Below are 12,784 nucleotides of genomic sequence, written 5' to 3' on the forward strand. Positions count from 1 at the left end.
TCACCCCCGCCCTGGGCGGCGCTCAGACGAACGACCACTCGACGACGGCGCACCCACCGCCGTCCCGGCCGCCCGCGCCGCGATACGTCGCGAGCGCGGGCGCGTTGTCCGTGTCCACGCCGACCCACATCCCGTAACAGCCCCGCTCCCCGGCAGCGCCGCCAGCGCCTCGACCAGGGAGCGGCCGATGCCGCGGCGCCGGTACGCCTCGGCCACCGACAGCTCGTACAGGAACATCTCCACCCCCTTGTCCGTGAATCGTCTCGACCCCGCTGACGAAGCCCACGGGCGCGTCGTCCTCGTAGGCCAGGAACAGATGGTGGCCCGGGGTCCGAAGGAAGCGGGCCGACGACTCGGGAAGGGCGGGCCCGTCGAACAGGGGCCCGGCGGCGGTCAGTTCGTCGACGGTGCGCGCACGGCGGATGCCGGATTTCTGCATGACGCTTCGTACCACGAGCGGTGTACGCGGGGGCGGGACCCTACTCCCCAGGGAGGTCCGGCGGTTCAGCCCGGGGGCTGCCCCCGTTGTCGGCGGTCGCCCGTACCGTTGACGCATGGATCTACGACTGACCGGTCCGCGGGCCAGGCCGCGGCGGTGGGCGGCCACCGCCGCGGCCGTCGTGGTGCTCGCGGGCGCCGGTACGTGGACGGCCGCGGCCGCCTCGGACGACGCGCCCCCCGTGCAGCGCCGCGACACGGTGATGGACACGGGAGGAGCCAGGATCGACACGTCGTACTTCACGACGCCCGGCTCCGAGCGCCGCCCCGCCGTCCTGCTCGCCCACGGCTTCGGCGGCAGCAAGGACGAGCTGCGCGCCCAGGCCGAGGGCCTCGCCCGCGACGGATACGCCGTGCTGACCTGGTCGGCGCGCGGCTTCGGCCGCTCCACCGGCAAGATCGGGCTCAACGACCCGAAGGGCGAGGTCGCCGACGCGTCCAAGCTCATCGACTGGCTGGCGAAGCGGCCCGAGGTCCAGCTCGACAAGAAGGGCGACCCGCGCGTCGGCGTCACCGGCGCCTCGTACGGCGGAGCGGTCTCGCTCCTCGCCGCCGGGTACGACGACCGGGTCGACGCCATCGCCCCGCAGATCACGTACTGGAACCTCGCCGACGCGCTGTTCCCCCAGGGCGTCTACAAGAAGCTCTGGGCCGGGCTCTTCATCAACACCGGCGGTGGCTGCGACCGGTTCGAGCCGCAGCTGTGCCGCATGTACGAGCGGGTCGCCGAGGCCGGGAAGCCGGACGCCGCGGCCCGCGCACTCCTCGAAGAGCGCTCGCCGGTCGCGGTCGGCAAGCGCATCAAGGTGCCCACGCTCCTGATGCAGGGCCAGACCGACTCCCTGTTCCCGCTCGGCCAGGCCGACGCCGCCGCCAAGGCGATCCGGGCCAACGGCGCGCCCGTCGACGTCGACTGGATCGCGGGCGGGCACGACGGCGGAGACCGAGAGACCGGGCGCGTCGAAGCCCGTGTCGACTCCTGGTTCGACCGCTATCTGAAGGACGACAAGGGCGCCGACACCGGCCCCGCCTTCCGCGTCACCCGCACGGGAGGCATCGACTCCACCGACGGCGCCGCCCAGCTGCGCGGCGCGAGCGGCGACACGTACCCCGGTTTGGAGAACGACCCCCGGCGCGTGCCCCTGACCGGGCGCGAGCAGCGGGTCACCAGTCCCGCCGGCGCGAGCCCGCCCGCCATCTCGAACCTGCCGGGGCTCGGTGGCGGTGGCGGCGGTGGACTCGGCCAGCTGTCCTCCCTGGGCGTCGGCCTCTCCCTCGACTTCCCCGGGCAGTTCGCCCGCTTCGACTCGGCGCCCCTGCGCGACGACCTGCGCGTCACCGGGTCCCCGAAGGTGACGGTGCACGTCGCCTCCGACAGCGACGACGCGGTCCTGTTCGGCAAGGTGTACGACGTCGGGCCGGGCGGCGGGTCACAGCCCGTGCTGCCCTCCCAACTCGCCGCACCCATGAGGGTGGTGGGCTCCGGAGCCGGCGGCGGCAAGGACGTCACCCTCACGCTCCCCGCCATCGACCACGAAGTGCAGAAGGGCCACCGGCTGCGCCTCGTCCTGTCCTCCACGGACCTCGGCTACGCGTCCCCGACGCACCCCGCCACGTACACCGTCTCCCTCAAGAGCGACCTGTCCGTGCCCACCGCACCCGCCGTGCGCACGGCGGCATCGCCGCTGCCCGCCTGGGTGTGGTGGCTGCCGCTCGCCGGCGTCCTGGTGGCGCTGGCCCTGCTGCTCACCGGCCGCCGCCGCGCGAGCGCGGGAGCCCCCGACCCGGATCTCGCCGAAGTCCCGCTCCAGATCACCGACCTGAGCAAGAAGTACGCGAAGTCCGCCGACCGGTACGCGGTCCGTGACCTGTCCTTCCGCGTGGAGAAGGGCCAGGTCCTCGGCCTCCTCGGGCCGAACGGCGCGGGCAAGACCACGACCCTGCGCATGCTCATGGGCCTCATCGGGCCCGACGGCGGCGAGATCCGCGTCTTCGGGCACGCCATCAGGCCGGGTGCGCCGGTCCTGTCGCGCGTCGGCGCGTTCGTCGAGGGCGCGGGCTTCCTGCCGCACTTGTCCGGCCGCGAGAACCTGGAGCTGTACTGGGCAGCCACGGGCCGCCCCGCCGAGGACGCCCACCTGGACGAGGCGCTGGAGATCGCCGGGCTCGGCGACGCCCTCGCCCGCGCCGTGCGCACCTACTCGCAGGGCATGCGCCAGCGGCTCGCCATCGCGCAGGCCATGCTGGGCCTGCCCGACCTCCTGATCCTCGACGAGCCGACGAACGGCCTCGACCCGCCCCAGATCCGCGAGATGCGCGAGGTGATGATCCGGTACGCGGCAGCGGGCCGCACCGTCATCGTCTCCAGCCATCTCCTCGCCGAGGTCGAGCAGACCTGTACGCACCTGGTCGTGATGGACCGCGGGCGCCTGGTGCAGGCGGGCCCGGTCGCCGACATCATCGGCGCCGGAGACACCCTCCTGGTCGGCCTCGCGGCGGACATCTCCGACGCGCTGGTGGAGAAGGTGGGGGCGCTGCCCGACGTGGAGTCGGCGGCCCGCGCGGACGGCGGACTCCTGGTACGGCTCGCGGCTCCCGCGCACGCGGGCGTCCCGGCGACGGTTCCGGCGGCTGCCACGGCGACCGCGACCGCGACGGCGACGCCCGACGGTCCGGCACAGTCCCCGGCCCTCGTGCCACCCTCCGCCGGCCGGGAGGCGGCCGCCGCCAGACTCCTCGCCGAGCTGGTCCGTCTGGACGTGCCGGTCGCGTCCCTCGGCCCGCACCGCCGTCTCGAAGACGCGTTCCTGACCCTGATCGGAGGCGAAGCCGGATGACCGCGCTCGTCGAGTCCACCGAGGTGGCGCCCGGATACCGCGCGCGCCGCACCCTGCCCCTGCGGGTCGAGGCCGTACGCCAGCTGAAGCGGCGCCGCACGCTCGTCATGGGCGCCGTCCTCGCCCTGCTGCCGTTCGTCCTGGTCGTCGCGTTCGCCATCGGCGGCGACCCGGGCTCGCGCAACGGCCGGGTGACGCTGATGGACACGGCCACCGCGTCCGGCGCGAACTTCGCCGCGACGTGCCTGTTCGTCTCGGCCGGATTCCTGCTGGTGATCCCCGTGGCCCTGTTCTGCGGGGACACGGTCGCCTCCGAGGCCGGCTGGTCCAGCCTGCGCTACCTCCTCGCGGCGCCCGTGCCCCGTGCCCGCCTCCTGTGGAGCAAGCTCACCGTCGCGCTCGCCCTCAGCCTCGCCGCGATGGTCCTGCTCCCCGTCGTCGCCCTCGCGGTCGGCACGGCCGCGTACGGCTGGGGCCCGCTGGAGATCCCGACCGGCGGCGCGCTCCCCGCGGGCACGGCGGCGCAGCGGCTGCTCGTCGTGATCGCGTACATCTTCGTGTCCCAACTGGTCACCGCGGGGCTCGCGTTCTGGCTGTCGACGAAGACGGACGCGCCGCTCGGCGCGGTCGGCGGCGCGGTCGGGCTCACCATCGTGGGTAATGTCCTCGACGCGGTGACGGCACTCGGCGACTGGCGCGACTTCCTGCCCGCGCACTGGCAGTTCGCGTGGGCGGACGCCATCCAGCCGCGTCCGGAGTGGGGCGGCATGATCCAGGGGACGGCCGTCTCGGTAACGTACGCCGTCATCCTGTTCGCCCTGGCCTTCCGGGGATTTCGCCGCAAGGACATCGTCTCGTAGGTCTCCGGAGGATCACCTTCCGGCCTCGGTGGGCCCCCTCCGTAGCCGCATCGAGATTCATCCGCAACGCCTCCGACTGCTCGTTCCGGCCGTCTCGGACGTCACATTCACAAGTGCTGACGCACGATCGGCGAACCGAGGGGGCACGGATGAGGCCTGACAGCGAGCACCGGGCAGAGGACCGCGACCGTACGCGGGCATCGGCGCGGGCGCGAAGGCGGCCATGGACGCGGGGTCGCGGGAGGGCGCGGGCCGCCGGGCTGGTCGCGGCGGCGCTCGTGGGCGGGCTCCTCGTCACCGGGTGCGGCGGCGGGAGCGACGGTTCCTCGGCGGAGCGCGGCAAGGCGCAGCGCACGGGCCCGCTGCCTGGGCCCGCCCCGGCCCGCCCGTCCGCGCCCGCGCCGGGCACCGAGGCCGAGGGCGAGCAGCGCGACATCGCGCCGACCGACACCCCGTCCCCGACGCCCGCGGACTACCTCTCCACGTTCGCCCTCGACGTCGACACCGCGTCCTACGGCTACGCCCGCCGCACCCTCGCCGACGGGCGCCTGCCCGACCCGAAGGCCGTGCGGCCCGAGGAGTTCATCAACAGCTTCCGTCAGAACTACCCGCGCCCCGAGGGCAACGGCTTCTCGGTGACGGCCGACGGAGCCCGCGCCGGCGGCGAGGGCTGGTCCTTCCTCCGGGTCGGCCTCGCCACCGGCCCGGCGGCCCCGGCGTCCGAACGCCCGCCCGCCGCGCTCACCTTCGTCATCGACGTCTCCGGCTCCATGGCCGAACCCGGCAGGCTCGACCTGGTCAAGCAGTCCCTCGGCGTCATGACCGACCAGCTGCGCTCCGACGACTCCCTCGCTCTCGTCACCTTCAGCGACACGGCCGAGACCGTGCTGCCGATGACGCGCGTCGGAGGCGCCCGGGGACGGGTCCACGACGCGATCGACAGCCTGGAACCGATGTCCTCCACGAACCTCGACGCGGGCGTACGCACGGGGTACGACACCGCGGTCGAGGGCGCGCGGCCCGGCGCCACCAACCGCGTCGTCCTGCTCTCCGACGCACTCGCCAACACCGGTGAAACCGACGCCGACGCGATCCTCGACCGCATTTCCGACGCCCGCCGCGAGCACGGCATCACGCTGTTCGGCGTAGGCGTCGGCAGCGAGTACGGCGACGCCCTGATGGAGCGTCTCGCCGACAAGGGCGACGGCCACACGACCTACGTCTCCACGCCCGAGGAGGCCCGGAAGGTCTTCTGCGACGAGCTGCCGCAGAACATCGAGCTGCGCGCCCGCGAGGCCAAGGCGCAGGTCGCCTTCGACCCGGGGACCGTGCAGAGGTTCCGGCTCATCGGCTACGACGACCGCCAGGTCGCCGACGACGACTACCGCAACGACCGCGTGGACGGCGGCGAGGTCGGCCCCGGCCACACCGTGACGGCGCTGTACGCGGTACGGCTGCGCCCGGGCGCGAGCGGCCACGTCGCCACGGCGGGCGTGCGCTGGCTGGACCCCCATACGCGCGCCCCGCACGAGGAGACAACCCAGATCGAGGCCTCCGCGCTGGACACGGATGTCTGGCGCTCCAGCCCCGGCCTCCAACTCACAGCCACGGCAGCCTATTTCGCCGACTCCCTGCGCCAGGGCGCACTCCCAGGAGCCCCTACGCTGCCCCAACTGGCGTCACACGCCGACAAGTTGGCCCGCTCGGCGGAGGACGAGGACGTGCGGCAGCTCGCGGAAGCGATACGCAGGGCCGACGAACTGCAGATCTGAGTCGCGTTTCCGAGTCTCGTACGGATCGGAGAAGCTGTCATTTCTCCCTGTAAGTTCTGGGTGAATATCGAGGCAGAGCCATTGGCCGCCGAATGGGCCGGCGTAAATTCTGTGTGAATGGCTGTTCTGTTCCTGAAGGGTGATGAGAATTGAACTCAGAGGTAACTGATCGAGTTCTCATCCAATGTGGCCATTCCGGGTCCGGGGCCCGCGTAATGTTTTCCGTGTCGAAGCCGAACAGGGCTTACGGCAAACGGAAAAGCGTCACCGAGAAAGGGACAACCCTCATGAGCTTCCACAAGGTCGCCCCCGTCAAGAAGACCCGCAAGCCCGGCGCGAAGCCGGCCGCTGCACACCAGGCCGCGCCCAAGCCGAAGCGGCAGCCCCGCCGCCGTCCGGTCGGCAACAAGGCCGGCAAGGACTGCTGAACCGTGCTGTCGAGGCGGGCCCCCGGCGTGTGCCGGGGGCCCGCCTCAGCCGTGTTCCCGGTTCGGACGGAGAGAGTTGAGAAAGTCGGAGGAGTCGGATGGGTTGGGGGAGTTGGTGGAGTCGGTGGAGCATAAAAGCACGGGTGCTCGTCAGGCGTTCCGGCGTTTCTGGCCGTTGACGCGTGGTGACCGCAGATGGCTGGTCCTGATCATTGTCTGCGTCGTGGTCGCCGCGCTTGCCGAGACAGCCTCGATCCTGATTTTCGCGAATCTCACCGACCACGCGCTGGCTGCGGGATCGCTCTCCGCATTCTGGCTGCCCGCCGCGCAGTGGCTCGGTGTTGCCGTGATCGGCGCCGCGGTCGGGTATGCCGGAAACTCGCTCGCCGTATGGACCGCGGAGCGGTTCGTCCTGCGGCTGCGCGCCGGCGCGTTCCGTCATGTGCAGGGGCTGCCCCCGCACTTCTTCCAGAAGCACCGGCAGGGCGATCTCGTCGAGCGGCTCACCGGTGATGTCGAGGCCATCGAACAGATGGTGGTGTCCGGCGTGGTCGGCACCGTTTCCGCGTTGTTCTCCACCGTCTTCTACGCGGCCGCTGCCCTCTGGCTTCGCTGGGACCTTGCACTCGTCACCTTCCTGCTCGCCCCTCTCTTCCTCATCGCCGCCCGCCGCTTCGCCGGCCGCATCAGGTCCGCGGCCCGTGACGAGCGCACCGCCGACGGCGCCATCACCTCGGTCGTCGAGGAGTCCCTCGGCAATGTCGTCCTCACCCAGGCCTACAACCTGCGCCGGGACGAGGAACGCCGGCTCGACCGGGAGGCCCGTGCGTGGCTGCGCGCCTCCGTGCGCGGCGCCCGCGCGAGCGAGCTGTACGAGCAGTTCGTCGAGGTCGTCGAGACGCTGTGCGTGCTGGCCGTCATCGGATTCGGCGCCTGGGAGATCGCCGCGGGCCGTATGACGCTCGGCGATCTGCTCGCCTTCGCGGCCTTCATCGGCTACCTCTATCCGCCGATCCGCAACCTCGGGCAGCTGGGCCTCACGCTCACCGCCGCCACGGCCGGAGCGGAACGGATCCAGGAGGTGCTGGACGCCGAGCCCGCCGTGACCGACCCCGTCTCACCCCGGCCGGCCTGGCCCGTGCGCGGCCGCATCAGCCTCGAGGGCGTCTCCTTCCGCTACCCGGACGCTCCCGCGGAATCGCTGACAGACGTGTCACTGACCGCCGAGCCCGGCGAGCTCGTCCTGATCACAGGGGAAAGCGGAGCGGGCAAGTCGACCCTCTCCAAGCTGCTGCTGCGTTTCTACGACCCGACGGCGGGGACCGTACGGCTCGACGGGGTGCCGCTCACCGACGTGCCGCTGGAGTTCCTCCGCGAGAACGTGGCCCTGCTGCCCCAGGAGACCCTGATCCTGCACGGCACCATCCGCGAGAACATCGCCTGCGGCCTCCCGGGCGCCGGCGAGCGGGAGATCCGGCAGGCCGCACTGGACGCGGCCGCCCACGAGTTCATCACCGACCTGCCCGAGGGCTACGACACCCGGATCGCCCCGGGCACCGCCGCCCTCTCCGGCGGTCAGCTGCAGCGCATCGCGATCGCCCGTGCCATGCTGCGCGGCGCCCCCGTCCTCGTTCTCGACGAGCCGACCGCCGGGCTCGACGCGCTGGCCACACGACGCGTGGTGCAGCCGCTGCGCCGGCTGATGGCGGGCCGTACGACCATCGTGATCACCCACGATCTGGCGCTGGCGCCGGACGCGGACCGCATTCTCGTCGTGGACTGCGGCCGTCTCGTGGAGAGCGGTACGCACAGGGAACTCCTCGCCCGGGGCGGGGCGTACGCGCGGCTGCGCAGCGCTTAGCCCCGGGGCCGGTCGTCGAATTCCCGCCTGCCTGGCGGCGTCTGGTGCGGACAAGCCCTAGGGGAGCGCCGCCCCCCGGGCCGTCACCCACAGCTCGTACCACTCCTCGTGGGTGAGTTCGGGGGCGCGGCGGGCGGCGTCGGCGCAGGCTCGGATGCGGGACGGGTTCGCGGTGCCGATGACCGGGGCGATGCGGGACGGGTGGCGCTGGAGCCACCAGAGGATGATCGTCTCCGGAGTGGTGTGCTTCTTCTCGGCGAGGTCGGCGACCAGTCGTGCCGTGGCGTACTCGGCGGGCGTCGCCTCGCGGCCCGTGTAACTGCCCTGGGCGAGCGGGCCCCACGCCTGGAGGCGGATCCCGTGCTCGGCGCAGTGTTCCAGGGTGCCGAGCGGGAAGCCGTTCGAGGCGGCGTCGGGCGTGTTCACCAGCACCCCCGCCTCCACCCAGTCCCGGCTCTTGAGACTCATCTCCAGCTGGTTGGCGACGAGAGGGAAGTCCAGGTGGGCCTGGAGGTGCGCGATCTGATGGGCACTCATGTTGGAGACGCCGAAACTCCTTACGAGGCCCTGCTCCTGGAGCGAGGCGAGGGCCTTGGCGACATCGCCCGGGTCCGCCAGCGGGTCGGGGCGGTGCAGCAGCAGGACGTCGACGTGGTCGGTCCGCAGCCGGGTCAGGCTCTCCTCGACGCACCGCACGATGCGGGCGCCGCGCAGGTCGTACACCCCAGGACGGTCGCCGTCGGCGAGGCGGATCCCGCACTTCGTCTGTACGGTGATGCGCTCGCGCAGCCCGGGCGTCCGGGCGAGCACCTCGCCGAACACGGCCTCGGCCTTGCCGTCGCGGTAGATGTCGGCGTGGTCGAACGCGGTGATGCCGCTGTCCAGGGCCGCCTGTACGGCGGCCTCGGCGGCGTCGATGTCGGAGGGCCGGAAGGGTGCGGAATCCCAGCTCCCGCCCAGCCCCATGCATCCGTAGATCAGCCGGTCCTGGTCGGTGTGCGCGTGCGGTGGTGTAGTCACATGGGCAGCGTAGGCCGCGGACTCACGGCTTGGGGATGTCGAAGTAGCGGTTGAGGCCCGCGGCGAGCGCGGCATCGCCGGTGATTTTGACCTTCCGCATCATGAACATCATGACGGGGCTCTGATTGCCCGAGACCAGCTTCAGGAAGTCCGCGTCGCCCATGGCGAGCGTGACGCGGGGCGTGGCGTCCGAGCGGCCCTCGGTGACCGTGCAGGTCCCGTCCGCGATCGCCGTCTCGTACACGGCCGCTTCCTGGTCACCGGCGCTCGTGACCTTCCAGCGGATCAGCGCCTGGAGCGAGCCCGCCGTCTCCGGCTTGAACTGCCGCTCCATGCGCGCGAAGACCTCTTTCAGGATGCGTGCCCGCAGCTCGCCGTCCCGGGCGATCTCGTCGATCTCCTTGGCGGACAGGCCCTTCACGATCTTCGCGAACTGCTCGGGCGTCACCGCCGAGAAGTCGAGGTCGGCAATCCCGTCGCGCGTGCCGGTGCCCTCGCCCATGGAACCCTCCGTGTGCCGAAACTGCTTACCATTCAGTAAACTTACCAATCGGTAAGGTTACGGCCGGGGCAGATGGGCTGACAAGCGTGACGGGTATAACGGGCGATCCGGCAGAAGGCTACGGGGAGCTGGCGGAGAGTCCCGGGGCGCAGGGTGACAGTCCGGGCGCCCCCGCCGGACGCCGGCGCCGTGTCCCGCGCCGCGAGCGCGAGCAGCAGATGATCGACGTCGCCGTGCGCGTCTTCGCCAAGCGCGGCTACCACGCCGCGTCCGTCGACGAGATCGCCGAACTCGCGGGCGTTTCCAAGCCGATGGTCTATCTCTACCTCGACTCCAAGGAGGGTCTCTTCCTGGCGTGCCTGCGCCGGGAGTCGGACCGGCTCGTCGCCGCGTTCCAGGGGGCGGCGTGCGCGGGCGGCGAGCCCGAGGAGCGTCTGTACGCGGGCCTCGCCGCGTTCTTCGCGTTCGTCGCCGGACACCGTGACTCCTGGGTCGTCCTGCACCGGCAGGCCTCCGAGCTCAGCGCGGCCATCGCCGCCGGGGTCGCCGAGGCGCGCCGGGCCGTCATGGCCGAGGTTGCCGGCCTGGTCGGGGACGGCATCGCGGACAGCGGCCGGGGAGCCCTGCTCGACGCCGAGGACGCCGACTTCGTGGCGCACGCGCTCGTCGGCGCCGCGGACTCGCTCACCGACTGGATGGAGCGCCACCCCGGCCGGTCGCCGGATTCGATCGCGCTGCGGCTGATGAACATGGTGTGGGTGGGGATGCGGCACGTCCTCGACGGCGAGGTCTGGACCCCGCGCGACGCCTGACCTCCGGGGGCGCCCCCGGGTCCCTCACGTCGGCTGATCGCGTCCGACCCATTGAATTTCCGTTACGCGTGGGTAAGTTGACGCCCGGGTAAGTCTGCAAGTCTGCGTGGGACGAGCCAGACACAGGGATCACGTCAGCCGCGACCTGGAGCCGTCATGGGCGTACGCAAGGATCTTCAACGGGCACAGCAGCGCAGCGACTTGACGGACCGGACAACCGTCGAGACCGTCAAGGACGAACACGGAACCGTGCGCGAGGTGCGCACGGCCGCCCTCGCCGCGGACCCCGGCGGGAGCACGCCCGCCGACATCCCCTTCACGAACGCCGCCGAGACGCCCGACGTCGTGGTCCTGCGGCGCAGGGAGGGCGAGCACTGGCGTCCCGTCACGGCGGCGGCCTTCGCGCGTGAGGTGACCGCCGCGGCCAAGGGCCTGATCGCGGGCGGCCTCGAACCCGGCGGGCGCGTCGCCCTGATGTCCCGTACGCGCTACGAGTGGACCGTCCTCGACTTCGCCATCTGGGCGGCCGGCGGGCAGACCGTGCCCGTCTACGCCACGTCGTCGGCCGAGCAGATCGAGTGGATCGTTCGGGACTCGGGCGCGCGCCATCTGATCACCGAGACCCCCGAGAACACGGCCACCGCGCGGGCCGCGCTCGCCGCGCTGCCCGAGGAGGAGCAGCCGCGCTGCTGGGAGCTGGACGCGGGCGCGGTGCTCGAACTCGCCACCCTGGGCAGGGAGATGGACGACGAGGAGGTGACCGAGCGGCGCGCCGCGCTCACCCCCGGCACCGTCGCGACCGTCTGCTACACCTCCGGGACCACCGGGAAGCCGAAGGGCTGCGTCCTCACCCACGCCAATCTGCACGCCGAGGCCGCGAACACGGTGGAGCTGCTGCACCCCATCTTCAAAGAGGTGACCGGACAGGTGGCCTCGACGCTGCTGTTCCTGCCCCTGGCGCACATCCTCGGCCGCACCATCCAGATCTCCTGCATGCTCGCCCGTATCGAACTGGGCCACTGCCCCGGCATCAAGTCGGACGAGCTGCGGCCCCAACTGCGGTCGTTCCGGCCGACGTTCGTGGTCGGAGTGCCGTACCTCTTCGAGAAGATCCACGACACGGGCCGGGCCACCGCGGAGAAGCTCGGCCGCGGCGCGTCGTTCGACCGGGCCGACCGGATCGCGGTGAACTACGGCGAGGCGCACATGGCCCGCTTCCTCAACCGCGGCAAGGGCCCCGACGGTATGGGCCCCGACGGCAAGGGCGGCCCGTCCCTCGGTCTCCGCCTCGCCCGCGGCCTCTACGACCTGCTGGTGTTCCGCCGCGTGCGCAAGGAGCTCGGCGGACGCCTGCGTTACGCGATCAGCGGCGGCTCCCCCCTCGACCGGCGCCTCAATCTCTTCTTCTACGCCGCCGGAATCCTCATCTACGAGGGGTACGGCCTGACGGAGACCAGCGCCGCCGCCACGATCACCCCGCCGCTCGCCCCGCGCCCCGGGACGGTCGGCCTCCCGGTGCCGGGCACGGCCGTGCGGATCGCCGACGACGGGGAGGTCCTCGTCAAGGGCGGCATCGTGTTCGGCGCGTACCGGAACAACCCCGCGGCGACGGGGGAGGTGCTCGACGGGGGCTGGTTCGCCACCGGTGACCTGGGGGCCCTCGACGAGGACGGCTACCTCACCATCACCGGCCGCAAGAAGGACATCATCGTCACGTCCGGGGGCAAGAACGTCTCGCCGGCCGTCCTGGAGGACCGGCTCCGCAGCCGCCCGCCGGTCGGCCAGTGCATCGTCGTGGGCGACAACCGCTCCTACGTCGGCGCGCTGATCACGCTGGAACCGGAGGCGGTCGCGCACTGGCTGTCCGTACGGAAGATGCCCGCCGACACCCCGATGGCCGATGTCGTCCGTGATCCGCGGATGATCGCGGCGGTGCAGGAGGCCGTGGACTACGCGAACGAGGCCGTCTCGCGAGCCGAGTCGATCCGTAGATTCGCTCTGGTGGCAGGCGAGTTCACCGAGGACAACGGGCTGCTCACGCCCTCCCTGAAGATCAAGCGGCATGCGGTCGCGGCCGCATACGAGCGGGAGATCGAGGCCCTCTACCGGGGCTGACCGCCCGCCGCCTCGACCGGGGGGGGTAGCGGTGAGCAGGCCGTGGGCGACGGGCGCGGCGAGTGCTCGAAGACAGCTT

Annotated in this window: 10 protein-coding genes; 7 read left to right on the forward strand and 3 right to left on the reverse strand. The window is 71.9% G+C overall.

The features are described from left to right. Positions 1-237, reverse strand: coding sequence for a GNAT family N-acetyltransferase (locus CG723_RS49230; protein WP_351257123.1), 237 nt, complete (start codon positions 235-237; stop codon positions 1-3). Positions 238-554: 317 nt separating this feature from the next. Between CG723_RS49230 and CG723_RS16355 the strand changes: the two genes are divergently transcribed. The 5 genes from CG723_RS16355 (at position 555) to CG723_RS16370 (ending at position 8,256) form a co-directional block, all read left to right on the forward strand. Next, positions 555-3,335 (forward strand): alpha/beta fold hydrolase, encoded by a 2,781-nt coding sequence (locus tag CG723_RS16355; protein ID WP_100594130.1) that lies wholly within the window; start codon positions 555-557, stop codon positions 3,333-3,335. Then, positions 3,332-4,195, forward strand: a complete 864-nt coding sequence (locus tag CG723_RS16360) for an ABC transporter permease (protein ID WP_100594131.1) — start codon at positions 3,332-3,334, stop codon at positions 4,193-4,195. The genes CG723_RS16355 and CG723_RS16360 overlap by 4 nt, the downstream gene beginning before the upstream one ends. A gap of 149 nt (positions 4,196-4,344) precedes the next feature. Further along, positions 4,345-5,967: a vWA domain-containing protein gene (locus CG723_RS16365; protein ID WP_100594132.1), complete on the forward strand. Its 1,623-nt coding sequence runs from the start codon at positions 4,345-4,347 to the stop codon at positions 5,965-5,967. A 287-nt stretch (positions 5,968-6,254) separates the two neighbouring features. Further along, positions 6,255-6,395, forward strand: a complete 141-nt coding sequence (locus tag CG723_RS46915) for a hypothetical protein (RefSeq protein WP_199841787.1) — start codon at positions 6,255-6,257, stop codon at positions 6,393-6,395. Between the two features lie 115 nt (positions 6,396-6,510). Beyond that, a complete protein-coding gene (locus CG723_RS16370; protein WP_234374335.1) occupies positions 6,511-8,256 on the forward strand; it encodes an ABC transporter ATP-binding protein in 1,746 nt (581 codons plus the stop codon). A 57-nt stretch (positions 8,257-8,313) separates the two neighbouring features. Here the strand turns inward: CG723_RS16370 and CG723_RS16375 are convergent, their stop codons facing one another. Both CG723_RS16375 and CG723_RS16380 read right to left on the reverse strand, forming a co-directional pair. Next, positions 8,314-9,276 (reverse strand): aldo/keto reductase, encoded by a 963-nt coding sequence (locus CG723_RS16375; protein WP_234374336.1) that lies wholly within the window; start codon positions 9,274-9,276, stop codon positions 8,314-8,316. 22 nt (positions 9,277-9,298) lie between these two features. Further along, positions 9,299-9,778 (reverse strand): SCP2 sterol-binding domain-containing protein, encoded by a 480-nt coding sequence (locus tag CG723_RS16380; protein WP_100594134.1) that lies wholly within the window; start codon positions 9,776-9,778, stop codon positions 9,299-9,301. 218 nt (positions 9,779-9,996) lie between these two features. On the opposite strand from CG723_RS16380, the gene CG723_RS16385 reads away from it, so the two are divergent. Both CG723_RS16385 and CG723_RS16390 read left to right on the forward strand, forming a co-directional pair. Further along, on the forward strand, positions 9,997-10,590 hold the full coding sequence (locus tag CG723_RS16385; protein ID WP_100594135.1) for a TetR/AcrR family transcriptional regulator: 594 nt from the start codon (positions 9,997-9,999) through the stop codon (positions 10,588-10,590). Positions 10,591-10,746: 156 nt separating this feature from the next. Continuing rightward, positions 10,747-12,705, forward strand: a complete 1,959-nt coding sequence (locus CG723_RS16390; protein ID WP_100594136.1) for an AMP-dependent synthetase/ligase — start codon at positions 10,747-10,749, stop codon at positions 12,703-12,705. Positions 12,706-12,784: the final 79 nt, after the last annotated feature.

The organism is Streptomyces sp. CB01635 (genome assembly GCF_002803065.1).
GTDB lineage: Bacteria > Actinomycetota > Actinomycetes > Streptomycetales > Streptomycetaceae > Streptomyces.